Raw genomic sequence first — 24,288 nt, forward strand, 5'->3', positions numbered from 1 at the left:
CACCCCCGCCGAAACGGCAGTCACGCCACGCGCAATGCGCCGCACACCGGAGCGCCCGAGGAGCCGACAGAGAGGACCCTCGGAGCGCGGTGCCGCGGCGAGGCCGCACCGTCATCGAAGGGACCACCCATGAGCCAGCCACACCCGCCGTTCGCCGCGGGGATCCTCGACCGCGACGCGACGACCCGTCAGGATCCAGAACTGCTCGAGTCCGCCTGGGCGGAGCCGGGCGCCCGGCTCTTCCGGCTGCGCGGCGTCGAGATCCCGGTCACCACGGACGACGCGGGCACGACCCGGCTGGCGCTCTTGCCCACTGACGGCGCTCTGGCGCTCCAGGGAGAGGGTGCCGCGGTCGGCCACGTGTACGTCGGTCGCATGTCGGGGGCGCCGGTGTTCGCGATGCTCGTGGAGGAGGAGTCCGCCGCGCACGACGATACCGTGACCTGGCGTCACCCCTTCGAGGTGGGGAGCGGTTTGACGGACCTCGAGTGCGAGATCGTCGCCGTGGCATCCGCCCTGCTGCGCTGGCACGAGGCCGCCGAGTACTCGCCGCGCGACGGCGAGCCGACCGCGCCGGAGCTCGGCGGGTGGGGGCGCCGGGAGGCGCGCGGCGGCGAGCTCTTCCCGCGCACGGATCCGGCGGTCATCGTGCTGATCGAGCACGATGACCGGGTGCTGCTCGGATCCAACGCCCTCTGGGAGACCGGCCGATTCTCCCTGCTCGCGGGGTTCGTCGAGGCGGGCGAATCGCTCGAGCAGACGGTGCGCCGCGAGATCTTCGAGGAGGCGGGGGTGCACCTGGGTGAGATCGGCTACGTGGCCTCGCAGCCCTGGCCGTTCCCGCGCTCGCTCATGGTGGGCTTCCGCGCCCGCCTCGCGGATGGCGCGGACCCCGACGATCTGTCGCCCGATATCGAGGAGATCTCGGAACTGCGCTGGTTCACCCGGGACGAGATCCGGAACCCCGCTCCCGACCTCCGGCTGCCCATGCCGATGTCCATCGCGCGCTGGATGATCGACACGTGGGTGAACGAGGGGGATGACCGTGGCCGACGGCACTGACGACATTCTCGACGCGCTCGATCCCGAGCAGCGCGAGATCGCGGAGGCGCTGCGCGGCCCGGTCTCGGTGCTCGCGGGTGCGGGCACCGGCAAGACCCGCGCCATCACGCACCGGATCGCCCACGGCGTGCGGACCGGGGTGTACGCCCCGGAGCGTGTGCTGGCCGTGACCTTCACCCGGAAAGCGGCGGGGGAGCTGCAGGGTCGCCTGCGCGGACTCGGTGCCGACGGGGTGCGCGCGCAGACCTTTCACGGTGCGGCGCTCGGGCAGCTGAACCACTTCTGGCCGCAGCTCGTGGGCGGCGCGGCCCCCACGATGCTGCCCGGCAAGGTGGCGGTGGTGTCCCAGGTCGTCGAGTCGCTCGGACTGCACCCGAACAGCGAGGCGCTGCGGGATCTCGCGTCCGAGATCGAGTGGCGCAAGACCTCGATGCTCGGGATCGAGGAGTACGGGCGCCGGATCGCGGATCGCCCCGTGCCGCAGGGATTCACGCCGGAGCAGGTCGTCGACGTGCACCAGGGGTACGCGTCCCTCCTCGAGGAGCGCCGGCAGATCGATTTCGAGGATGTGCTCGTGCTGCTCGCGGGCATGCTCGAGACGGAACCGCTCGCCGCCGTGCAGGTCCGAGAGCGCTACCGCTTCTTCACCGTCGACGAGTACCAGGACGTGTCGCCGCTGCAGCACGCCCTGCTCCGCGTGTGGCTCGGCAATCGCGACGACGTCTGCGTCGTGGGCGATGCGAGCCAGACCATCTACTCGTTCGCCGGGGCGTCGAGTTCCTATCTGTTGCGGTTCGGGATCGAGTATCCGCACGCGCGGGAGATCCGATTGGAGCGCAACTACCGCTCGGCCGAGCCGATCGTCCGGCTCGCGAATCGGCTCATGCGGGATCGCCCCGGTGCGCTGACGCTGCGTGCGTCGCGCGACACGATCCAGGTCCCGGCACGACGTATGGACGCGGATGGGAGCCCCGTGAAGCCGGCGGCTCCTGCGGTCGCGGCGCCCACCTTCGAGTGGTTCGCGACCGAGCTCGACGAGGCGACCGCGGTCGCGGCGTCCATCGCCGAGGCGATCTCCCAGGGCACCCCCGCGTCCGAGATCGCGATTCTCTACCGCACGAACGCGCAATCGGCGCGCTTCGAGGAGGCTCTGCGCCAGCGCGAGATCGGCGTCCGTGTGCACGGCGCGCAGCGGTTCTTCGAGCGCGCGGACGTGCGTCAGGCGGTGATGATGATCCGCGGAGAGGCGAAGGTCGCCGACGGACGTCCGCTGTTCCAGATCGTGAGCGATGTGCTGCGCTCCGGCGGGTGGAGCTCCCGGCCGCCGGAGGGCGCAACGCAGCGCGAACGCTGGGAAGCGCTCAGCGCGCTGCTCTCGCTGGTCGACGAGATGCCACCCGGCACGGGGATCCAGGAGTTCAGTGAGGAGCTCCTCGCGCGGCAGCGTGCGCAGCACGAACCCACCCTCGAGGCCGTGACCTTGAGCGCGATCCACGCGGCGAAAGGCCTCGAGTGGTCGCTCGTGCACGTCGCGGGTATGAGCGAGGGGCTCCTGCCGATCGCCCACGCGGTCGACGAGGACAGCATCTCCGAGGAGCGGCGGCTCTGCTACGTCGCCTTCACCCGCGCGCGCGACACCCTGCGCCTGTCGGGCGTCGCGGGTGGGGCGCGATCCCGACGATCGCCGTCCAGGTTCATCGGAGAGGCCGGGATCGCGGCGTAGCCGCCGAGCACGCACACTCCGGGTGGGCGGCGACCGATTCCATCGAGATCGTGCCGACGGGCCGACCGCGGATGCACGGAATCGTGGCGCGGGAGGTGCGGACCCCCGAATCGCCCGCCGCCCAGTTGCGGATGAACACCGCCGCCCACGCCGCCGCCGCGTGCACCCCCGCGGCAGTCTCGGTGGACGGGCGCGATCCCGCGAGCTGCGCCGCGAGGATGGCGAGCGCCGGGTCGCGATCGAGTGCGGCGAGGCTCGTGCAGGTGTGACACGGTGCGCCCGCTCCCGATACGAGCGGACCGACGCGGATCGCCCGATCCGTGAACGCGACGATCAGGTGCGGTTGATCGACGGAGAGCCACCGCTGCGCGCGCTCCAGCGGTTCGAGATAGCGCTCCAGGAGCACCACGAGATCGAGGGAGTCGGCCGTCGACCCCTCGACGACGTCGCACACGCCCGCGGCTCGGAGCGCCGCATCGAATCCTGCGGCCGGCCGGCCGTCGTCACTCAGCCCGACGCGGACTCGCGGCTCATTGGGCTCGCCCTCGGAATCCCGATCCGCGGGCGGACCGGCGTCGGCGCCGTGCTCGATCTCCCGCCGCAGTACGGGGGCAAGCGTCGTGAGGAGCTCCCGCGCCTCCTGCGGGGTGGCCCCGAGTCGGCGCGCTGCTCGGCGCAGCTCGCCGTCCAGGACCCCGGTGCGGAGGGCACCGACCAGTCGCTGGACGCCCGCCGACGGCGCCCGGATCCGAGCGTCGGCATACTCGAAGCCGACGCGGAGGGTGTCGGCGTCCTCCCAGCACAGCGGGAGCGTGGGGTCGATGCGGGTGAGATGGAGCGGCATGCCCCGATTGTGCCCCGGGTTGGATCACCCGGTTGCGCTGTCCACACCCGGACCCGTGTTCTGGACGTGGAACGTCTGGGGTCACTGGGTGTGCGGGGCGAATGGTCCCGACACCCCGGTGCTACGGCGCGGGTGCCGGGCCGTCGTCGGCCCGGTCGTCGTGCGGCGGACGATCGCCATCGTGCGGGGGGAGCTCGCCGTCGAGCAGCTGCGCGAGGGCGGCATCGAAGTCGTCCGCGTCGGTCTTCGACTCCGACGTGGCTCCGGCCAACCCGAGTCGTTCGAGCAGGCGGGCCGGGTGATCCAGCTCCTCGGCCGTCGGCAGCAGGTCGGGGTGGGCCCAGAGCCCGTCGCGCACCTGCGCATCGCCGCGTTCGCCGACCAGACGCCACAGGGCTGCAGCGTCGCGTAGGCGGCGGGGCCGCAGTTCGAGCCCGACGAGCGCGCTGAACGCGTGCTCCGCAGGGCCCCCGGTCGCGCGTCGACGGCGGACCATCTCGGCGATGGCGTCGGCTCCCGGGAGGCGTTTCGCAGCGTCCGCCGTCACCACGTCGACCCATCCCTCGACGAGCGCCAGCATGGTCTCGAGCCGCGCGTGCGCCGCCTCCTGGGCCTCGGTCTTCGGCGGAATCAACGCGCCGTTCGAGAGGAGCTCCTGGAGCTGCTCGGGGTGGGCCGGATCGATGTCGCGTGCCACCTCCTCGATCCGATCGGTGTCGATCCGGATCCCGCGCGCGTAGTCCGTGATCGCGGAGAGCAGGTGCAGCCGGAGCCACTTCGAGTGCCGGAAGAGCCGCGCGTGGGCGAGCTCGCGCACGGCGAGGTACAGGGTGACGGCCTCGACGTCCTGGTCGAGTCCCTCGGCGAAGGACGCGACACCCCCGGGGAGCAGGGCGCCCCCCTCGCGTCCGGGACCGGTGAGGAGCGGGATCCCGATCTCACCCGCCGACACGACCTCACCCGAGAGCTTGCCGATGATCGTGCCGAGCTGGACCGCGAAGAGGGCCCCGCCCACACTGCGCAGCATCGGCGCCGCACCCTGCAGTGCGTCCCCGAGCTCCTCGGGCATCTGCGACTGGAGGGCGCCCATGAGCGCCTGCGTCACCGACTCGGCGACCGGCTCGGCCATGCTGATCCAGGTATCGACCGACTGCTGCACCCACTCGATGCGGCTCAGCGCGCGCGGCGCGTCGGAGGTCGGTCCGATCTCGGTGACCTCGTCGAGCCAGAGCGTCGCGACCGGGAAGGCGCGGAGCACGGACGCGGGATCGTGCGCGGCACCGCCGTCACTGGCGACCTCAATCGCGGTGCGACGGGTCGCCGACCAATCGATGCCGTCGGTGGGCTGCTGCATCGCGCCCCGCAGGGTGTTGAAGAGTCCCTGCATCGCGGCCGGATCGCCGGGGATCCCGGCGGCCTTCGCCAGTTGCTCGGGGTCGAAACCGCCCTCGGGGGCGCCGTTCCCGGAGAGCATGTCGCGCAGGATCCGCTGCAGCTCGTCGAAGTCGGGGTTTCCGCCCTGGTTGCCGGAGTCGTCGTGATCGTTCGCGCTCATACCGCTCTCCTCAGTCGTCCCTGTCAACGCTACGGCACACCACCTGGATACGCCTGCTAGATTGACCCGGTCGGCGGCGATTCCATTGCGCCGACTGCGAACAGCGCGCGGCCCGAGCGGGCGGGGCGGTCACGGGGAGACGGGTGCGGCACGACATGATCGACGAGGAGCGCGAGCGGCGCCGGGTCCGGATCCTGCTCGGGATCGCGATTCTCGCCTGCCTGACCCTGCTGGCCGCCGTCATCCCGTCGCCGTTCGCCATCGAGCGACCCGGTCCCGTCGTGAACACGCTGGGCGAGGTGGCGATCGAGGACGAGACCATGCCCGTCATCGCGATCCTCGACGCCGAGACCTATCCGACCACGGGCGAACTCAATCTGCTCACCGTGTCGATTGCGGGCGGCCCCGAGCACCCCGTGAGCTGGCTGTCGCTCGTGCCGGCGCTGCTCGACCCCTCGCAGCGTATTGCTCCGCGCAACGAGTTCTTCCCGGAGGGGGTGAGCGAGCAGGATCGAGAGGCGGCGAACACCGTCATGATGGACACCTCGCAGATGCAGTCCGCGGCTGCCGCCTTCCGCGAGCTCGGAGAACCCGTCGCCGTCGAGTTGCGGGTTGCCGGTGTCTCCGAGGACGGACCGGCCGAGGGGATCCTGCGGGTCGACGACGTCATCGAGGGCATCAACGGGTCGCCGGTCGCTGACTTCGCGGCGCTGCGGTCCGCGATCGTCGACTCGGGCGTCGACGCGGCGCTCACGATCCAGGTGCGTCGCGACGGCGAGTCGACCGAGGTATCGGTGACCCCGCGGCTGCCCGAGGGCGGCACGGAGCCCATGCTCGGCGCAGTGATCTCGTCGAGCTACGACCTGCCGGCCGAGGTCGACATCAGCCTGTCCCAGATCGGCGGGCCCAGCGCGGGCATGATCTTCGCGCTCGGGATCTACGACCAGCTGACCCCCGGGGGTCTCCTCGACGGGCTGACCGTGAGCGGCACCGGCACGATCTCGGACGAGGGCGTCGTCGGGCCGATCGGCGGGCTCGCGCAGAAGATGTGGGCCGCGTCGCGCGCGGACAGCGATCTGTTCCTGATGCCGGTTGCGAATTGCGCGGATCTGCCATCGCGGATCCCCTCCGGGCTCACGGTCGCCCCGGTCGAAACGCTCGCCGAGGCCATCGACGCCATCGAAGGCGCGACGGCGGGGGAGACCCCGGCCGGCATCGAACGCTGCGACGCCCCGTAGCCCAGGCCACCGGGGCCTTTGTCAGCGGCGCCCGATACAGTGGTCGGGAACCCGCCCGGCACACCCGTGTGCACTTTGGACAGGAAAGTAAAACGACGTGACCGACCAAAACGTAGGTGCGCCGGCTACTCGTCAGCGCAGACTCTCCCCGCTCGCCATCACCATCGTGATTGTCGTGCTTCTGATCCTCGGCTTCCTCGCGGTCGCCGCCGTGCTGGCGGAGGTGTTCTGGTATCGCCAAGTCGGGTTCCTCCCGGTATTGACCACGCAGTGGATCGCAGCCGGGGTCATGTTCCTCATCGGCTTCTTCGGCATGGCCGTGCCGGTGTTCTTCGCCATCGACCTGGCGTACCGCAAGCGGCCCGTCTACGCGCGGCTGACCGCGCAGCTCGACCGGTACCAGGAGCTGTTCGAACCGCTCCGGCGCCTCGTCAAGTGGGGCCTGCCCGCAGTGATCGGCCTGTTCGGCGGTTTCAGCACGGCGACGCAGTGGCAGCGCGTGCTGCTCTGGATGAACAGTGAGCCGACCGGCACCACGGACGCGCAGTTCGGGATCGACGTCTCCTTCTACCTCTTCGACCTTCCGGTGCTGCAGGGCATCGTCGGCTTCGCCTCGGCCGTCGCGCTGGTCGCGCTCATCGCCGGCGTCGCCACCAGCTACCTCTACGGCGGCATCTCCTTCTCGGGCCGTGATGTGCGCGTCTCCAAGGCCACGCGCATCCAGGCCGCGATCCTCGCCACGATCTACCTCCTACTGCAGGCCGCGAGCCTGTGGCTCGACCAGTACCGCTCCGTGAACGATCCGAACGGGCTGCTCACCGGTGCGATGTTCCAGGACGTGCACGCGGTGATCCCGGGCAAGCAGATCCTTGCGGGGATCGCGCTCATCGTTGCAGTGCTCTTCCTGATCACGGCGTTCACCGGCAAGTGGCGTCTCCCGGTCATCGGCACCGCGCTCTTCCTGGTCTCCAGCATCGTGCTCGGCATGGGCTACCCCTGGGCTGTGCAGCAGTTCCAGGTGCGCCCCGACGAGAAGAGCCTCGAGTCCGAGTACATCGAGCGCAACATCGCCGCGACCCGCGAGGCCTTCGGCGTCGACGAGGTCGAGGTCGAGCGCTACGACGCGGTGACCGACGCCGAGCCGGGCGCGCTGCGCAACGACGCCGTCGCCACCGCGAACATCCGCATCATGGACCCCGAGATCATTTCCCGGACCTTCGCGCAGCTCGAGCAGAGCAAGCAGTACTACACGTTCCCCAACTCGCTGAACGTCGATCGCTACGTGATCGACGGAGAGGTCGAGGACACGGTCTCGGCGGTGCGCGACATCGACATCACGGATCAGGAGGGCTGGTACAACCGGACCCTCGTGTACACGCACGGGTACGGTCTCGTCGCGGCGTACGGCAACCAGCGCTCCCCGGGCGGTGAGCCCGTGTTCCTCGAGAGCGGGATCCCGACGAGCGGCAAGCTCGGTGAATTCGAGCCCCGCGTGTACTTCGGCATGAACTCGCCCGAGTACTCCATCGTCGGAGGCGAGCGGGACAAGCCGATCGAGCTCGACTTCCCCGCGGACGCCGAGAGCACCGCCGAGGCGGCCGCCGAGGACGCCGACGACGCGACCCCGGCGGAGGAGGCGACTCCGGCCGAGCCGGAGAACGCGGATGCGGCGCAGGTCGAGGCCGACGTCGCCGAGGCGGACGCCGCTGCCGAGGAGGAGCAGGCGGTCGAGGAGGTCGACGGCAGCCGTCAGAACCTCACCACGTTCGCCGGCGACGGTGGGCCGGAGCTCAGCAACATCTTCACGAAGCTGATCTACGCGCTCAAGTTCCAGGACATGGAGGTGCTGCTGTCCGGCGCCGTGGTCGACGGGTCGCAGATCCTCTACGATCGCAACCCGATCGAGCGCGTGCAGAAGGTCGCGCCCTACCTGACCCTCGACGCAGCGCCCTACGCATCGGTCGTCGACGGCAAGGTCGTCTGGATCGTCGACGGCTACACCACGTCCTCCGAGTACCCGTACTCGGAGCAGAAGGACCTCAACGAGGTGACCGTGGACGCGGACAACGAGCGGGTGAGTCTCATGACGAAGCCGGTCAACTACATCCGCAACTCGGTGAAGGCCACGGTCGATGCGTACGACGGCAGCGTGACGCTGTACGCGTGGGACACCGAGGATCCGGTGCTGAAGGCGTGGAGCAAGGTGTTCCCCGGCACGCTGCAGAGCGTCTCGGAGATGAGCGGCGACCTGCTCAGCCACGTCCGGTACCCGACCGATCTCTTCAAGATGCAGCGCGAGGTCCTGAGCAAGTACCACGTGACCGACGCCGGTGCCTTCTACTCCGAAGAGGACGCGTGGCGTACGCCCAACGATCCGGTCGCCGCGACCGGGGACGGCACGACCGCGCCGGCGCAGCCGCCGTACTACCTGACGCTCTCGGCGGGTGCCGGAGCGGAGCCGAACTACTCGATCTACTCCACCTACATCCCGGACGCCCGGGGCGAGGGAGCCCGAGACATCCTGACCGGGTATCTCGCGGCCGACTCGAACGCCGGCGCGGAGGCGGGCACGGTATCGGACGGCTACGGGTCGCTGAAACTGCTGACGCTGCCGAAGGGCAATACGATCCCCGGCCCCGGCCAGGTGCAGAACAGCTTCAATACCGACCCGAAGGTGTCGACCGAGCTCAACCTGCTCCGTCAGGGCGAGACCACGGTGCGCAGCGGTAACCTGCTGACCCTCCCGGTCGGCGGCGGGCTGCTCTACGTGCAGCCGGTCTACATCGAGGCATCATCGGGCACACGGTTCCCGCTGCTCCAGAAGGTGCTCGTGTCGTTCGGCGACCAGATCGCGTTCGAGGACACGCTGGACGAGGCGCTCGACGTGCTCTTCGGCGGAAACTCGGGAGCGAGCGCCGGTGACGGCGACGCGGTGGACGGCGAGGAGCCCGCGGCCCCCGACACGGGGGACACGGCGACCGGTGGGGACACCGGGGCCACCGGTGGGGGCACGGGCACGAGCGCGACGCTGGAAGCGGCGCTGCGCGAGATGCAGAGCGCCATCACCGATCGTGAGCAGGCGATGAAGGACGGCGACTGGGCCGCGTACGGTGTGGCCGACGAGCGGCTGAAGGCCGCTGTGGAGGCCGCGCTCGAGGCGCAGTAGCGGATCCGCCTCCGGGCCCGGGACACCGGGCCCGGAGGCGGTGCGCAGCACGAAGGCCCGGTCTCACTGAGACCGGGCCTTCGCTGTTTCCGTTGCGGGGGCAGGATTTGAACCTACGACCTCCGGGTTATGAGCCCGGCGAGCTACCGAACTGCTCCACCCCGCGGCACAAGATAGGAGCCTAGCAGTCTCTCTGAGCTCGACGCGAACCGAGCGGTGCACCCGGGCGTGGGCGGTGCGGGTGGCCGAGCGCCGTGTTCGTCGCTCACAATCGACCGCGCTCGACCCCTCGGCCGCGGGCCGGCTGCGGACCCGTGAAACGCGAAAATCCCGGTCTCACTGAGACCGGGATTTTCATGCCGCTGTGCGACGTTCCGTTGCGGGGGCAGGATTTGAACCTACGACCTCCGGGTTATGAGCCCGGCGAGCTACCGAACTGCTCCACCCCGCGGCACAAGATATGACTCTAGCACGCCCCTCGACGTCACGCGAATCGAGCCTGTTCGGGCGCGGCGTCGTGCCCTCCGGAGCCTGTGGACAGACGATCCGGGCAGTCGCCGGTCGGATCCACCATGGAGGCGCGGCAGGGCGGACCTCCGCGGCGGGCTCTGCGGGTACCTCGGTGCCACGCCCCGCCGGACCACCGAAGGAGCAGGCATGCACGAGCAGGAACAGGCACGGAGAATCGCGGAGGACTTGTGGCGACCGGATGGGGCTGACGCAGCCGCGGAAGGGAAGCCCTCGAGAGGGCACTGGCGCCGGCTGGTGCTCCGCATCGCGGCGCCGCTGGCGGCGGTGATCGCGGTGGCGACCGGGATCACGGGGGCGAGTACCGCGTACGCGGCGGCCGAGGGTCCGGGGGTGCGTCTCGGAGGTGTGTTCGTCGGCGCGTACGTGACCTCCACGAACGGGTCGAACGCCTTCTGCGCGGAGCCCGACGGCGACAACCCGACCGCGGAGGTTCCGGCGACACGGATGACCAGTCTGCGGGGGTACCTGATGCAGTCGACCGGGCACTGGGTGGCACCGTACGCGAACGAGCAGGGGCTGCGCATGATGAACTACGTGACGGCGACCTACGGCACCCTCGGCGCCGGCGACGACTGGCAGAACAGCCAGGCGGCGGCCGTCGCGTTATCGATCTGGACCATTCGCGGGTGGGAGGACGGGGTCGTCGCCGGGTGGGTTGAGACGATTCGCGGCCTCGCGCCGGTGGCCGTCCGGTCGCTGGCCGATCGATTTGTCAGTGAGGCGGCGGGTGCGGTGACCGCCCGGATCGTCCCACCGGCCGAACCGTCGGTCACGTGGAGCAGTGAGCGCGAGGCGGTCGTGACGGTCCCGGTCGGCTACGAGCGCTTCCACGCGGCATCCGGCGGCCGGCTCGTCGGGAACGCTCCTGCCGGCGTCGCCTTCGCGAACGATGGCACGACTGCCACCCTCGACCCCGCACGCGCGCACACTCTGTCGATCGAGTCCCTGCCGACACTGTCGTCCCCGCGGATCCTGCCGCTCGAGCTGCGAGCCGAGTGGTCGCAGCAGCTCACGCGCTGGCCCGCTGAACTCTGGGGCTTCCAGCCCGGGGCGGACGCGTCGGATCAACTGCTCGTGGTCGGTGGTGGGGGTGAGGTGCAGTCGGACGCGGGCGTGTGGACGAAGACCGTCGCACCGTCGGAGCCCCGGGCGTTCGAGCCGATCGTCACCACGCAGGTCGCGCAGGCGCGCTTGAGCCCGGGCGATGCGTATCTCGATCGCGTGACTTTCGGGATCGCCCCGGGGTCCGCGGCGTGGCCGAGCTATTGGGCCGACGGGGCCTGGCATCCCCGGGCCGTGCGGGCGACCGGAACCCTCTACGGCCCGCTCGCCGAGCGTCCCGAGCCCGCGGCGCAGGTCCCCGACGATCCCGCGCCCCCGATCGTCGGCACGGCGGTCGTCGAGGCAGAGCAGGGCGCTGGGACCTACGACGTGCCCCTCGACGTCCCCGAGGCTCGGGCCGCCGGGTTCTACACCTGGGTGTGGGAGGTCGACGGAGAGGATCAGCCCGACGTGATCCAGACCGGGACTCCGGAGGCGTGGCACGTCGCCGGTGCGTACCGTTTCCAGGACGGCTTCGGGCTGGCGGAGGAGACGCACCTTCGTCCGATGGAGTTCACGATCACCACGGCGCTCCGAGAGACCGAGCTGCCTCCCGGCGAAGCCACGGAGGACGTGATCACGGTGGATCCCGGGCCGGGCGGCTGGCTCCGCGCGGATGGCGAGCCGGCGCCGGTCACCTTCCGGGCGACCGTCACCGAGGTCGACGGCGTTCCGGTCCGTGCGCCCCGGGCGCCCGACGGAGCGACGGTTCGCGCGACGGAGCGGGTCACGGTGAGCTCCGCGGACGCGCCGATCACGGTTCCCGTGGACGTGCCGCTGCGGCGAAACGGTGGGGTGACCGTGCAGGTCTGCGTGCTCGCGGAGGACCAGACGGAGTCGGTCCGCGAGCTCGTCGTCGAGGGATGCGACGACTGGGGCGTCCCCGAGGAGTCCGCGCGGATCGTGCTGCCCCGGGTGATGACGGTCGCGCAGCGTTCGGGCTTGGTCGGCCAGACGATCCACGATGTGGCGTCCGTCCGAGGTCGAGTGCCTCAGCAGTCGAGCCTCGGATTCACCGTGTACCTGCAACCCGAGGTCGGAGCGGTGAAGATGGACGCGCACTGGCGCCCGGTGCTCAGCCGCAGCGGCGTGCCGGAGCGCTGGACGGCGACCGAGCTCGCGCATCTCGATGCGCGCGAGAAGTGCCTCGCGCAACCTGTGGCGCGTACCGCACGGGTTCGGATCGAGGGCCCGGGCGAGGTGCGCTCGCCCGACGTCGTGCCGCGGAGTGCGGGCACGGTGCGCTGGGTGGAGGATCTTGCGGTCGAGGATCCCCGAGACCGATCGAGCGTCGAGCTTCACCGCGGCGTCTGCGGAGCAGCGCAGGAGACGACGGAGGTGCGGCGCGCCGAGTCCGAGCTCGCGAGCACGGGTGGGGCGACCTGGGGTGCGCTTGCCGGCAGCGCGGCGCTGCTGCTCTCGGGGGCGGGCTTGGTCGCGCTGGCGAGCAGGGCCGTCCGACCTCGACGATCGGCGTGAGGAGTGGGATGGTGGGGGTGCTGGTGGATCCCGCAGAGCTTATGCAGGCCTCGCAAATGCTATTCATAGATTCGCGGGCCAAGCTAGGGGCATACGAAGGGAGTCCCCATGACCACCACCCCCGACCACGACTCGACCGGCTCGCCGCAGGGCTCGACGCCGAACGCTGCGACGCCGGACGCGTCGTCGCCGAACGCTCCGGCGTCGAATACTCACCCGCCGGCTGGCCCGGAACGGACCGGCACGGAGCCGACTGCGCAGTTCACGCAGTCCCAGCCGACGGTTCCCCTGCACGACGCGCTGCCCCAGGCGCCGGGCGCCCCGATGGTGCAGGCCCCTCACACCGCTCCGGTCTACGGCCACGCTCCGGCCCCCGCCTACGCGGCCCACCAGGTTCCGGGGGGCGCAGGGTACCCGCCGCCGAACGACACATCCGCGTTCTCAGCGCCCGCGGCGGAAGCGGAGCCGCAGACGCACTCCGCGCAGCCGAAGAATCGCACGGGGGCGCTCCTCGCCGGGCTTGCGATCGGCGCCCTGCTCGGTGGCATCGTCGGCGGCGGCGTCGCGGCGGTCGTCTCGTCCAACACCCAGGCGCCCGTGGTCGCAGAGGGTGGGGGCACGCTGACGCTGAACAACCCCGATAGCGCGACGACGATTTCCGGTGTCGCCGCGGTCGCAACCCCGAGCGTGGTGACCCTCGAGGTCTCCGGTGGGAGCGCGAGCGGATCGGGCTCCGGGGTGATCTACCGCGAGGACGGGTACATCATCACCAACGCGCACGTCGTCACGCTCGACGGCGCCGCGGGATCCGATGCCGCGATCCGCGTGAAGCTGAGCGACGGCCGCATCCTCGACGGCGAGCTCGTCGGGGTCGATCCCTACGCAGATCTCGCGGTCGTCAAGGTCGAGGCCGACTCTCTGCCGGCCATCACGATCGCAGATTCGTCCGCCCTGAACGTCGGCGACGTGACGGTCGCGATCGGCGCCCCGCTGAACCTCGCCAACACGGTCACGAGCGGTGTCATCAGTGCGATGAGCCGGGGGATCTCGGTCGGCAGCCCGCTGATCCCGCAGGATCCGTCCGCCGAGGGGGAAGAAGAGCCGCAGCCCGACGACGGCGGCCAGGGCACGCTGCCCTGGGACTTCCGGTTCGGCACGCCCGATGACGGCGGCCAGGGTGCGCAGCAGCAGGCCGCGTCGGGTACTGTCACCCTTCCGGTCATCCAGACGGACGCGTCGATCAACCCGGGCAACTCAGGCGGTGCCCTGCTCGACGCCAATGGCGCGCTCATCGGGATCAACGTCGCCATCGCGTCGACCTCGACCACGGGGGAGACGGCGGGCAGCGTGGGACTCGGGTTCGCGATCCCGTCGAACCTCGCCCAGCGCGTCGCCGACGCGCTGATTGCGGGGGAGCAGCCGTCGCACGGCCTCCTCGGTGCCTCGGTCGTGGATTCCAGCCAGGATACCGACGACGATCGGAACGTCGCCGGCGGCCTGATCGTCGAGGTCACGCCGGGCGGCGCGGCGGAGGAAGCCGGGCTGCGGTCCGGAGACGTGATCACCGGGGTCGATGGCACGCCCGCCGTCGATGGAACGTCGGTGTCGGCGCTCATCCGCATGCACGAGGGCGGCAGCACGGTCACGATCGACTACTCGCGCGGCGGCAAGGTCGGTCAGACCGAGGCCACGCTCGGCAAGCTGGAGTGGTAGCGGTCGAGAGTCGCTAGCGGCGCAGGATGGGCGGGGCTCCTCGGGAGTCCCGCCCATCCTGTTGTCCGACCCATGGCCTACAGTTGAGACAATGAAGACTGGTGGATTCAGCTTCGAGCGCGGCAACCTCGCCAAGCTGCTCGCGCTCCCGAAATACGTGCTTTCCGTCGTCGTCGCCTGGTTCGTGCCGCGAGTGCCGGGGCGGTGGGTGTTCGGCAGCGGCAGCGGAGTCGGAGAGGGCGCGCTCGCCGTGGCCCGCCAGTTGCGCCGGGACGAGCCGGAGGCGAGGATCACCTGGCTCGTCGCCGATGAGGCCGAGTCCGAGCGCGCCCGCGCGGAAGGCTTCGAGCCGGTCCTGCGTCAGAGTCGGGCCGGCTATTGGGCCACGCTGCGCGCGGGGTGCATCGTTGTGACCCACGGGCTCGGCGACGCGAACCGCTTCGGGGTCATGGGGGGGTGGGTCCTGCAGCTCTGGCACGGCGCGCCGCTCAAGCGGTTGCACCTCGATTCGCCGGTCACGACCTCGGTGCGCGGACCCGCCATCGTTCGCTCGCTGCTGCGCCGCATGGTCGTCGTGGGCACGCGTCAGGTCGACCTCTACGTCGCGGGCTCGCCGCTCGCCGCCGAGCGGTTGCGGTCGGCCTTCCGCGTCGATCCCGGTCGCGTCCAGGTCCTCGGGGATCCGCGCGACGACGCACTGGCCGTCGAGCTCGCGCGTGGCGGAGTCGACAGCCCATCCCGCGACCGGCTCCGCGCACTCCTCGGAGACGCGGGCGCCGCGATCTCGGAACGCGCGGAGATCCTGCTCTACGCACCCACTTGGCGCGACGGGGAACCCGACCCGGCGACCACCTCGGGGGAGGACGCCGCGCGCATCCACGCGGTGCTGGACGACCTGGACGCGCACCTGGTCATCCGCTCCCACCCGCTCGGCCGAGGGGCCTACGACGCTCTCCTCTCGAGTGCGAGGGTGCACGCGCTCGGCGCGGATCTGGTGCGTGACATCACCCCGCTGCTGGGCGCCTTCGATACCGCGATCACCGACTACTCCTCGATCGCGGTCGACTTCGCCCTCACGGGCCGCCCCATCGTCTGGTTCGCACCCGATCTCGAGCACTACGAGCAGACGCGCGGGCTGTACGAGCCCCTCGCGGTCACGACCGGCGGGCGGATCGAGCGCGACTGGCAATCGGTGGCCGAGCGCATGCGGGCGCTGCGCCCCGGAACCGTCGACCGGCGCGCAGCCGAGGCGGAGACGCGCGCACTGGCCGCACGATTCCACCGCTATCCCGAGGGAGGCGCGGCGGCTCGGGTGCTCGCTGAGGTGCGTCGCCTGCGGTTGCCGGATCACGAACTCGTCGCCCCCAACGCGGTCTTCTTCGAGAGCTTCTACGGACGCCAGATCACGTGCAATCCGCTCGCGCTCGATCGCGAGATCGCGCGTCGCGCACCCGAGATCACCCGCTACTGGAGTGTCATCGATGAGCGCCAGGCGGTACCCGACGGTGCCGTACCGGTGCTCGTGGGCGGCCGTGAGTGGGCGGCGGTGCGGAGGGTCGCCCCGCTGCTGGTCGTGAACGATTGGCTGCGCGGCGGGTTCCGGCGCCGGCGGGGCCAGACGGTGCTGCAGACGTGGCACGGCACGATGCTCAAGCACCTCGCCCTCGGCCGGCCGAACGTCGGGCTGCGCACCCGGCTCGCGATCCGGCGAGAGAGCCGGCGGTGGAGCCTGATGCTCTCGCAGAACCCGCACTCCACCGCGGTGTTCCGTGAGAGCTACGCCTTCCCGGGCGAGATCCTCGAGACCGGGTATCCCCGCGACGACCGGCTCGCGCGCGCGATGATCGGCACGGAGCGCAACCCCATCGAGGTGCTCCGGGCGCGTGCGGCGCTCGGCGTGCCACCCGAGGTCTCGGTGCTCGTCTACGCCCCGACCTGGCGCGACGGTGGCGTCACGCTCGTCGACGACCTCGACGTGCGGCGACTCGCCGAGGAGCTCGGCGATGACTGGGTGGTCGTCGCACGCGGACACACTCGCACGCACGCGTTCGGCCGGTACGGCGGCCGCGTCATCGACGCCTCGCAGCACCCGGACGTCAACGACGCGATCCTCGCCGCCGACCTGCTCGTCACCGACTACTCGTCGATCATGTTCGACGCCGCGGTGGCGCGGGTGCCTCTGGTGTTCTTCGTCCCCGATCTCGCCGCGTACCGGGATCGCGAGCGCGGCTTCACCTTCGACTTCGAGCGCGAGGCCCCGGGGCCCCTGCTGGCCGAGCGGGCGGCGGTCGTGGCTCACGCCCGGGAACTCCGCGCCGAGGGGTCTCGCGCGACGTGGGTCGTCGACTCGGCCGGCGCGGCCGAGGCCTGGCGCGCGCGGTTCGCCCCGCACGACGACGGACACGCCGCGGAGCGGGTCGTCGACGCGCTGGTCGACCGCGCCGCCCTGCCGTCCGGGGCCTGACGGCGCAGGGCAGAGGCGGCCCGTCTACATCCGGGAGCGGTCGACGACCCGGCCGCCGCCGAGGGTGATGCCGCGCAGGAACCCGCTGCCCCAGCACACGTGCATGGTGACGAGCGTCACGGCGGTGAGGAGTCGATCCCGGATCCCGCGCTGCTCGGGGATCCGCAGGGTCGCGACGGCGATGGCGAGGAGATACGCGGCCAGCGGGGCGAGCAGCACCGGCCAGCCCGAGGCCCAGGGGAGGACCCCGGTGACCAGCAGCGCGAGGGCAACGAGGCTGACCGCGAGTGCCACGACGAGCGCCCCCGGGGCGAAGAAGCGGATCGGATTGGCACCGCCGTACTTCCGCACGAGCACGGCGCGCCAGGTGCCGGTGGCGAAGAACTGCTTCGCGAGGTCGCCGAGGCTCGCTCGCGGGTGGTACGTGACCTGCAGCCGCGGTTCGAACCAGATCCGACCGCCCGCGCGTCGGATGCGCAGGTTGAGCTCCCAGTCCTCGCCGCGCAGGATCGCCGGGTCGTAGCCGCCGACCGCGTCGAGCGCCTCGCGCCGGAAGATCCCGAGGTACGCGGACTCCGCGGGGCCCGGCTCGCCGTCGCCGTGGTAGGCGCCGCCGCCGAGGCCGAACGGGCTGTTGTAGCACCGTGCGATGGCGCGCTGCACGGGCGTCGAGCCCGCGGCACGCATGATCCCGCCGACGTTCGCGGCCGACTCCCGGCGGAGCGCCTCGATGCCGCGGCGGGTGTAGTCGGGTGTGAGTTCGGAGTGAGCGTCGACCCGGATCACCACGGGGTGCCGGCTCGCCGCGATGGCCGCGTTCAGGCCCGCCGGGATGTCGCGCTGAGGGTTCTCGACCAGTCGCACCCGCGGATCCTCGGCGGCGAGAGCCCCGGCGATCTCGTCGCTGCGGTCGCGGGAGGGCCCGAGCGCGAGCACGATCTCCTTCTCGCCCGGATAATCCTGGGCGAGGATCGTGCGCACCGCCGCCTCGAGAAACCCCTCCTCGTTGAGCACGGGCATGACGTAGCTGACGGCGGGGAGCTCGGGGAGGGGCGTCAGGATCACATCAGCATCCTCCCACAGGGCGTCTGCGTGGTGTCCCCGTGTCTGCCCCGGCGCAACCTGCCCGTTGCCAGGGAGCGGCGCCGTGCTCGCGCGCCGGCACTCCCGCAGAGATCTGCGTTCCGGCTGAGGGGTTTCGGTGATCCCGTCAGCCGGAACGCAGATCTCTGCAGGGGGACCGGCGCTACCCGACCGGCACTGCACCACCCGCGGCGACCGCGCAACCCCGCCCCCGCCCCACCCCCGCGCCCGCCCCGCTCCGCCCCCCCATCGCCCCGCCCCGCACCTCACCGCCCCACACCCGCCCCGGTGCACGGTTCCGTCAGCGTGGCGCGTTATCCTTGCGGGATGCAATTGGCGAAAGACGGCAAACGAGCGGTACGGCTCGTCAAGCGGGTCCTGAAAGGACGCCGCGCATTCTTTGAGCTCCGCACCCTGCTCGCGGAGCGGGGGCCGTTGCCCGCGCAGCACTACCGCGTCGGCGTCTACTTCGCGGACAGCGACGTCAACATCTACCAGATGCGGCAGTGGTACGCCCCGCTGCAGGAGCTGTCGCAGCGCTGGCCCGTGCTCGTGCTCGCGCGCAACGCCTCGGGCGCGCGTCAGCTCGTGGACGAAAGCGGCCTCGACATCGCGTTCGTCCCAAAGGTCACAGACCTCGAGCAGGTGATCGAGGAGCAGCGCCTCGACGTGATCCTGTACGTGAACCAGAACACCCGTAACTTCCAGATGATGCGCTACGGCGACTGCTGGCACGTCTTCGTCAATCACGGCGAGAGCGACAAGATGTACATGACGAGCAACCAGCACAAGTGCTACGACGTCGCGCTTGTCGCGGGCGACGCCGCCCGGGCGCGGTTGTCGCAGGCGCTGTGGGACTACGACGTGGACCGGTCGACCATCGCGATCGGGCGCCCGCAGACGGATCACCTGAGCGGTGCGCCGCCGTTCACCCCCGACGACCGGACCGTCGTGTTCTACGCCCCGACGTGGGAGGGCGACCGCCCGGCCGCGTGCTACGGATCCGTCGCCACGCACGGGGAGACGCTCGTGCGCGAGCTGCTCGCGACCGGCACCCACCGCGTCGTCTACCGGCCCCACCCGCGCAGCGGCGTCGTCGATCCGGCCTTCGGCGAGGCGAACCAGCGCATCATCGCGATGATCGCGGAGGCGAACCAGCAGGATCCCGAGGCGCATCACGTCTACGACACCGCGCCGACCCTCGGCTGGCAGCTGAGTCTCCCCGACGTCGCGATCTGCGACATCTCCGCCATGGTCTACGACCGGCTCGCCACGGGCAAGCCGCTCATGGTCACGAAGCCGGTCGCTCCCGAGGCGTCGGTCGACGAGGGCGGCTACCTCAGCGTGTGCGAGTGGCTGGAGGCCGTCGACACCCCCGGCATCGTGGGTCAGGTCGAGCGGGTGATCGCGGACGATGCCGCGCGGGAGCGCCTCGGCAGCTGGTCGCAGCACTACTTCGGCGACACGACGCCCGGTGCGCCGACCCGGCGCTTCCACGAGGCCATCGAGACGCTCATCGCCCGCGCCGAGGCGCAGCGCTCCGAGCGGCCGAGCGCCGACGCCCGGGCCTGACGCGTCAGACGGGGTGGTCCTCGGCGTACTGCGCGAGCACGTCGTCGATGGGGCCGTCGAGCACGAGCGCGCCCTTGTTCAGGTATAGGCCCCGCGTGCAGAAGCGCCGGAGGTCCCGCTCGTTGTGCGAGACGAGGAAGAGCGTCTTGCCCTCGGCGAGCAGCTCCTCGATGCGCTGGTAGCACTTCGCGCGGAACGCCTTGTCGCCGACGGCGAGCACCTCGTCGACGAGCAGCACGGGCTCGTCCAACTGCGAGATGACGGCGAAGGCGACCCGCACCTTCATCCCGCTCGACAGGTGTTTGAACGGGGTGTCGATCACGTCACCGGCACCCGCGAACTCGATGATCGAGTCGAAGCGCGCGGCGATCTCGCGTTTGCCGAGCCCGTGCAGTCCGGCCGTGAGCTGCACGTTGTCGCGCACGGTGAGATCGCCGACGAAGCCGCCGGTGATCTCGATGAGCGGTGCGACCCCGCCGTGCACTTGCACCCGGCCCTCGTCGGGGAAGAGCACCCCGGCGACGAGCTTCAGGAGCGTCGACTTGCCCTGGCCGTTGCGGCCGACCACGCCGATCGCCTCGCCGGGCTGCACCGTGAAGGAGATGTTGCGCAGGGCCCAGAAGTCGCCCGGGCGGGCGCGACGGACGCCACGTGCGAAGAGGTCCTTGAAACTGCGGCGGGATCCGCGGTTGCGGCGGAAGCGCACGCCGAGGTCAGAGGCCGTGATGATCGGCGCGGTGGGCGGCGTAGCCGGGGCGGGCCCGGGAGAGGGTTCGGTCACGTCAGAGCTCCTTCAGCACACTGCCGATGGAGCGGCGGAAGACCCACACGCCCAAGGCGAGAAACATGAGTGATTCGGCCGCGGAGACGGCGACGAGCGGCCAGTCCAGCTGGTCGGGGAAGAACCCGGCGCGGAAGAGCGCGAAGATGCCCGACAACGGGTTCAGCCACGCGAGCGGCTGCGCGAAGGCGGGCAGGTCGGCGGCACCGTAGATGATCGGCGAGGCGTAGAAGAGCACACGCAGGATCAGCTTCGTCGCCCGCTCCAGGTCGCGGAAGAACACGACGAGCGGTGCGACGATGAGCCCGATCCCGAGCGTCAGGACGGCGAGCAGGATCACGGCCACCGGAAAGAACACGAGCTCCCAGCCGACCGTCGCCCCCGAGATGAGCGCGAAGACGATGAGCACCGGCAAGCTCAGCACGAACTCGATGCCCTTCGAGCAGATGATGCGGCCCACCCAGATCCACCGGGGGAGCGCGACGGAGCGCACGAGGCGCACGTCGCGGAGGAACGCCTTGGTCGAGTCCGACACCGCGCCGTTGACCCAGACCCACGGCAGCAGTGCGGTGAGTAGGAAGACGATGTAGGGCTCCTCGCCGACGGAGCGGGAGAAGACCTGGGTGAAGATGAACCAGTAGATCAGGCTCATGAGCAGGGGATCGAGGATCGACCACAGGTATCCGAGGAGCGAGGTCGAGTATCGGACCTTCAGGTCCCGCCGGGTCAGCAGCCAGAGCGAGGACCACGAACTGGCGCGCAGCGGCCGTTGCTCGGAGGAGGAAGTCACACAGCTATTCTGCCGGTTTCCGCGGTCCGGGGTGTGCACACACCGAGACGCTGAGGATTTGATAAATTAGACGCGTGCCGCCCGAAACCTCGTCAACCGTGCCCGCTCCCGACTCGCTCGTGGGCTCCACGTCGAACGAACCGGTCATGGAGGCGGTGACCGGGGCGAACCCAACCACCGCACCGCGGGTGCGCCCGAGCCGGACCTCCGCCGCGGATGACGCACCGGCCGAGACCGCTCCGCCGCAGGACGCCCCGGACGCCGCTGCACCGGACGCCGGATCGACCGAAACGCGCAGTCCACGCACAGGCCGCATTCAGGTTCCGGTCCCCTCGGTGGTCCGAGCGCGTGAGCGCGGCCGTCTCGCCGAGCAGAATCCGGTCGTCTTGCGCACCGAAATGCTGACGAAGACGTACGGATCCCTCGTCGCGGCGAACGAGGTCTCGATGGACGTGCACGCCGGATCCTTCACGGGAGTGGTGGGGCCGAACGGCGCGGGGAAGACGACGACCCTCTCCATGATCACCGGGCTGCTCCGGCCGACCTCCGGTCGCGTGACCGTGAGCGGCGTGGACGTGTGGACCGACGGACCCGCCGCGAAGCGGCTGATCGGCACGCTGCCCGACCGCCTGCGGCTCTTCGACCGCCTCACCGGTGCGCAGCTCCTGTACTACTCGGGCGTGCTGCACGGCGTGCAGGAGTCGGTGCTGGCGCAGCGCTCCGCGGAGCTCGCCGAGGCCTTCGGGCTCGAATCCGCCCTCGGTCGCCTCGTCTCCGACTACTCCGCCGGCATGCAGAAGAAGATCGCGCTCGCCTGCTCCATGATCCACGCCCCCGAGGTGCTCGTGCTCGATGAGCCGTTCGAGGCGATCGATCCCGTGTCGGCGTCGAACGTCACCGAGATCCTCGAAAAGTACGTCGGCGGCGGCGGCAGCGTCGTGATGTCGAGCCACAGTCTCGACCTCATCCAGCGCGTCTGCGACCACGTCACGATCATCGTCGACGGCAGTGTGATCGCGCAGGGCACCGTCGACGCCGTGCGCGACGGGGTCAGCCTCGAGGAGCGCTTCGTCGCCCTCACCGGGACGAACGATACGAGGAAGGGACTCGAGTGGTTGCACGGCTCTTCCGACTCCGCCTAGCCCTGCTGGGCAGCGCATTCCGCGGATCGTTCGGGAGGGGCCTCGGCACGACGGTCTGGTTCCTGCTCCTCGCTGCGGGTGCGGTCGGCCTCGCGCTGGCGCCCACGCTCGTCACGGACGATCCCGCCGAGCGCGCGGTCATCGACACCCTCGTCGGTTCCGCGGTCCTTCTCGCGGTGTTCCTCGTGCCGTTCTTCGAGAACCGTCGCAACCTCGAACCGAAGCAGTTCGCGTCGTTCCCCGCGGGCCCCGGTGCGATCGGCTTCGCGCTGCTCGTGACCTCGATCATCACCTGGCCGTTCTTCCTGCTCGTGATCTGGCTGGTCTCGCTGTCGGTCTTCCGCCCCGAGTGGGGGGAACCCAGTTGGGTGGCCCCCGTGATCCTGGGGCTCACCGCGCTCTTCGCACTCGCGAGCACGCGGGTCATGTCGGGGCTGTCGAAGCTCCTGGTCGGCCCCTTCTACGCCGGTGCCCTGCGCACCGTGGGGCTGCTCCTCGTCGTGGCGTTCCTCCCGGTCGCGGTCTTCGCCGGGGCCACCGCGTTCGGGGCTGACGGCGGGTCCGCGATGGCGGACGCCTCCGGTGTGCTCGCCCTCACGCCGTTCGGTGCACCGTTCGCGGCGCTCGCAGCGGCGGCGGGTGGCGACCTTGACGCGGTCCTCCCGGGGCTCGCGATCCTGGGTGGCGCCGTGCTCTTCCTGATCGCGATCTGGATCCCGATCGCGTGGGTGTCGAACCAGCGCATCGATCGCCCCATTCAGCGCGGGATCGCGCGTAACGGCCTCGGCTGGTTCGAGCGGTTCTCCTCCCGACCGTCGCAGGTGATCGCGGCTCGTCAGCTCACGTACTGGGCGCGGGATCCGCGCTACCGCGTCGCACTCTTCGCGATCCCGATCGCGCCGATCATCATGCTCGTCGCCTTCTGGATCGCGGGGGCGGATCTCTCGGCCCTGGCCCTCGTGCCGCTGCCGGTCATCCTGCTCCTCCTCGGGTGGTCGCAGCACAACGACGTCGCGATGGACTCCACCGCCATCTGGGAGCACGTCGCGAGCGGCACGAAGGGGCGCGCGGATCGTGCGGGTCGACTCGCACCGGTGCTCATGATCGGGATCCCGCTCGCCCTCATCGGTTCGAGCATCACCGTGACGGTGCTCGGCGACTGGCGGGTGCTCCCCGCGATCGTCGGGATGAACATCGCGGTGCTGCTCGTGGCGTGCGGCATCTCGAGTGTGTTCTCGGTGATGATGCCGTACCCCGCGACCCGTCCGGGGGACAGCCCGTTCGTGCAGCCGCAGTGGACGGGCTCGGGATCCGGGCTCGCGCAGACGCTGTCCATGCTGCTCACCCTGGTGTTCGCCGCGCCCGCCGTCTGGTTCGCCGTGACCGCGATCGTCGACATCGAGTTCGTCGAGAACATCTGGGCGCTGCTCTTCGGCATCGGGTACGGGCTGCTCATTCTCGGCCTCGGGATCCTGATCGGCGGCCGGATCTTCGACCGCAGCGGACCGGAGCTCATCGGGGTCACGCAGGTCTTCGACTAGGGGATCGATTCCTTGCGGGGCGCTCGACGACCCTCGCCTCGAACGCCGCTGTTCGCGCCGAACGCCGCTGTTCGCGCCGAACGCCGCTGTTCTCGCCGAACGCCGCTGAAGTGAGCGCGCAGATCAGAGGCGTTCGGCGCGATCAGAGGCATTCGGTGGAGTCGGTGCCGTGCTCGGGATCCGGGTTTACACTGGCCGTATGAGTATTTTCACGCGTCGTGATTCGGACACCGGGGGCAGCGGAACCGCAGGGGGCACGGACGTGCTCGATCGTGAACTCGAACAGCTGCTCGAGGACTCGCAGATCGAAGACGGCGACCACGAGCGCTTCTCGCACTACGTGCCGAAGGACAAGATCCTCGAGTCCGCGCTGTCGGGCAAGCCCGTCCGCGCGCTCTGCGGCAAGAAGTGGACCCCGTCGCGCGACCCGGAGAAGTTCCCGGTCTGTCCCGACTGCAAGAAGGTCTACGAGCGCATGCGCAAGTAGCGGCTCCGGCACCGGA

Annotated in this window: 16 protein-coding genes and 2 tRNA genes; 11 read left to right on the plus strand and 7 right to left on the minus strand. The window is 70.6% G+C overall.

The features are described from left to right. The first annotated feature begins 129 nt into the window (after nucleotides 1–129). Together nudC and MUN76_RS01175 are read left to right on the plus strand one after the other, a co-directional pair. Nucleotides 130–1,062 (plus strand): NAD(+) diphosphatase, encoded by a 933-nt coding sequence (gene nudC, locus MUN76_RS01170; RefSeq protein WP_244686418.1) that lies wholly within the window; start codon nucleotides 130–132, stop codon nucleotides 1,060–1,062. After that, the gene (locus MUN76_RS01175; protein WP_429952974.1) at nucleotides 1,046–2,785 is read left to right on the plus strand and encodes an ATP-dependent helicase; all 1,740 of its coding nucleotides are present in this window, start codon (nucleotides 1,046–1,048) and stop codon (nucleotides 2,783–2,785) included. Before nudC ends, MUN76_RS01175 begins: the two co-directional genes overlap by 17 nt. Here MUN76_RS01175 and MUN76_RS01180 read toward each other — a convergent pair. Further along, nucleotides 2,757–3,629: a hypothetical protein gene (locus tag MUN76_RS01180; protein WP_244686422.1), complete on the minus strand. Its 873-nt coding sequence runs from the start codon at nucleotides 3,627–3,629 to the stop codon at nucleotides 2,757–2,759. The genes MUN76_RS01175 and MUN76_RS01180 overlap by 29 nt on opposite strands. A 121-nt stretch (nucleotides 3,630–3,750) precedes the next feature. Then, on the minus strand, nucleotides 3,751–5,184 hold the full coding sequence (locus tag MUN76_RS01185) for a zinc-dependent metalloprotease (RefSeq protein WP_244686424.1): 1,434 nt from the start codon (nucleotides 5,182–5,184) through the stop codon (nucleotides 3,751–3,753). Nucleotides 5,185–5,327: 143 nt separating this feature from the next. On the opposite strand from MUN76_RS01185, the gene MUN76_RS01190 reads away from it, so the two are divergent. Continuing rightward, a complete protein-coding gene (locus MUN76_RS01190) occupies nucleotides 5,328–6,422 on the plus strand; it encodes a YlbL family protein (protein WP_244686426.1) in 1,095 nt (364 codons plus the stop codon). Nucleotides 6,423–6,519: 97 nt separating this feature from the next. Next, the gene (locus tag MUN76_RS01195; RefSeq protein ID WP_244686428.1) at nucleotides 6,520–9,588 is read left to right on the plus strand and encodes a UPF0182 family membrane protein; all 3,069 of its coding nucleotides are present in this window, start codon (nucleotides 6,520–6,522) and stop codon (nucleotides 9,586–9,588) included. Between the two features lie 92 nt (nucleotides 9,589–9,680). Here the strand turns inward: MUN76_RS01195 and MUN76_RS01200 are convergent. Next, nucleotides 9,681–9,754: transfer RNA gene (locus tag MUN76_RS01200), tRNA-Met, on the minus strand. Between the two features lie 211 nt (nucleotides 9,755–9,965). Next, a tRNA-Met gene (locus MUN76_RS01205) sits at nucleotides 9,966–10,039 on the minus strand. A gap of 206 nt (nucleotides 10,040–10,245) precedes the next feature. On the opposite strand from MUN76_RS01205, the gene MUN76_RS01210 reads away from it, so the two are divergent. From MUN76_RS01210 to MUN76_RS01230, 3 genes are all read left to right on the plus strand, one after another. Further along, complete coding sequence (locus MUN76_RS01210) at nucleotides 10,246–12,699, plus strand: hypothetical protein (RefSeq protein WP_244686430.1); 2,454 nt, start codon at nucleotides 10,246–10,248, stop codon at nucleotides 12,697–12,699. Nucleotides 12,700–12,807: 108 nt separating this feature from the next. Further along, nucleotides 12,808–14,412, plus strand: a complete 1,605-nt coding sequence (locus tag MUN76_RS15475) for a S1C family serine protease (RefSeq protein WP_256451797.1) — start codon at nucleotides 12,808–12,810, stop codon at nucleotides 14,410–14,412. 91 nt (nucleotides 14,413–14,503) lie between these two features. Then, nucleotides 14,504–16,876: a CDP-glycerol glycerophosphotransferase family protein gene (locus tag MUN76_RS01230; RefSeq protein WP_244686431.1), complete on the plus strand. Its 2,373-nt coding sequence runs from the start codon at nucleotides 14,504–14,506 to the stop codon at nucleotides 16,874–16,876. A gap of 24 nt (nucleotides 16,877–16,900) precedes the next feature. Here the strand turns inward: MUN76_RS01230 and MUN76_RS01235 are convergent, their stop codons facing one another. Beyond that, nucleotides 16,901–17,941, minus strand: a complete 1,041-nt coding sequence (locus MUN76_RS01235; RefSeq protein ID WP_244686433.1) for a glycosyltransferase family 2 protein — start codon at nucleotides 17,939–17,941, stop codon at nucleotides 16,901–16,903. A gap of 345 nt (nucleotides 17,942–18,286) precedes the next feature. On the opposite strand from MUN76_RS01235, the gene MUN76_RS01240 reads away from it, so the two are divergent. Next, nucleotides 18,287–19,531, plus strand: coding sequence for a CDP-glycerol glycerophosphotransferase family protein (locus tag MUN76_RS01240; protein WP_244686435.1), 1,245 nt, complete (start codon nucleotides 18,287–18,289; stop codon nucleotides 19,529–19,531). A gap of 4 nt (nucleotides 19,532–19,535) precedes the next feature. On the opposite strand, the gene MUN76_RS01245 is transcribed toward MUN76_RS01240, so the two are convergent. Both MUN76_RS01245 and MUN76_RS01250 read right to left on the minus strand, forming a co-directional pair. Next, nucleotides 19,536–20,261, minus strand: a complete 726-nt coding sequence (locus MUN76_RS01245) for an ABC transporter ATP-binding protein (RefSeq protein WP_244688601.1) — start codon at nucleotides 20,259–20,261, stop codon at nucleotides 19,536–19,538. 52 nt (nucleotides 20,262–20,313) lie between these two features. Further along, a complete protein-coding gene (locus tag MUN76_RS01250) occupies nucleotides 20,314–21,102 on the minus strand; it encodes an ABC transporter permease (protein ID WP_244686437.1) in 789 nt (262 codons plus the stop codon). 74 nt (nucleotides 21,103–21,176) lie between these two features. On the opposite strand from MUN76_RS01250, the gene MUN76_RS01255 reads away from it, so the two are divergent. The 3 genes from MUN76_RS01255 to MUN76_RS01265 all read left to right on the plus strand — a co-directional run bounded on the left by MUN76_RS01255 (nucleotide 21,177) and on the right by MUN76_RS01265 (nucleotide 24,272). Beyond that, on the plus strand, nucleotides 21,177–22,244 hold the full coding sequence (locus MUN76_RS01255; RefSeq protein WP_346730402.1) for an ABC transporter ATP-binding protein: 1,068 nt from the start codon (nucleotides 21,177–21,179) through the stop codon (nucleotides 22,242–22,244). Continuing rightward, nucleotides 22,214–23,785 (plus strand): hypothetical protein, encoded by a 1,572-nt coding sequence (locus tag MUN76_RS01260; RefSeq protein ID WP_244686439.1) that lies wholly within the window; start codon nucleotides 22,214–22,216, stop codon nucleotides 23,783–23,785. The genes MUN76_RS01255 and MUN76_RS01260 overlap by 31 nt, the downstream gene beginning before the upstream one ends. 199 nt (nucleotides 23,786–23,984) lie before the next feature. Next, on the plus strand, nucleotides 23,985–24,272 hold the full coding sequence (locus MUN76_RS01265; RefSeq protein ID WP_244686441.1) for a DUF3039 domain-containing protein: 288 nt from the start codon (nucleotides 23,985–23,987) through the stop codon (nucleotides 24,270–24,272). Nucleotides 24,273–24,288 lie beyond the last annotated feature (16 nt).

The organism is Leucobacter rhizosphaerae, from assembly GCF_022919175.1.
GTDB lineage: Bacteria > Actinomycetota > Actinomycetes > Actinomycetales > Microbacteriaceae > Leucobacter > Leucobacter rhizosphaerae.

Excerpts from the sequence above, each read along its gene's own strand:
- MUN76_RS01240 (WP_244686435.1), top strand. The coding sequence starts at position 18,287 with ATGCAATTGGCGAAAGACGGCAAACGAGCGGTACGGCTCGTCAAGCGG.
- MUN76_RS01230 (WP_244686431.1), top strand. The coding sequence starts at position 14,504 with ATGAAGACTGGTGGATTCAGCTTCGAGCGCGGCAACCTCGCCAAGCTG.
- MUN76_RS15475 (WP_256451797.1), top strand. The coding sequence starts at position 12,808 with ATGACCACCACCCCCGACCACGACTCGACCGGCTCGCCGCAGGGCTCG.
- MUN76_RS01210 (WP_244686430.1), top strand. The coding sequence starts at position 10,246 with ATGCACGAGCAGGAACAGGCACGGAGAATCGCGGAGGACTTGTGGCGA.
- MUN76_RS01265 (WP_244686441.1), top strand. The coding sequence starts at position 23,985 with ATGAGTATTTTCACGCGTCGTGATTCGGACACCGGGGGCAGCGGAACC.
- nudC (WP_244686418.1), top strand. The coding sequence starts at position 130 with ATGAGCCAGCCACACCCGCCGTTCGCCGCGGGGATCCTCGACCGCGAC.
- MUN76_RS01180 (WP_244686422.1), bottom strand. The coding sequence starts at position 3,629 with ATGCCGCTCCATCTCACCCGCATCGACCCCACGCTCCCGCTGTGCTGG.
- MUN76_RS01185 (WP_244686424.1), bottom strand. The coding sequence starts at position 5,184 with ATGAGCGCGAACGATCACGACGACTCCGGCAACCAGGGCGGAAACCCC.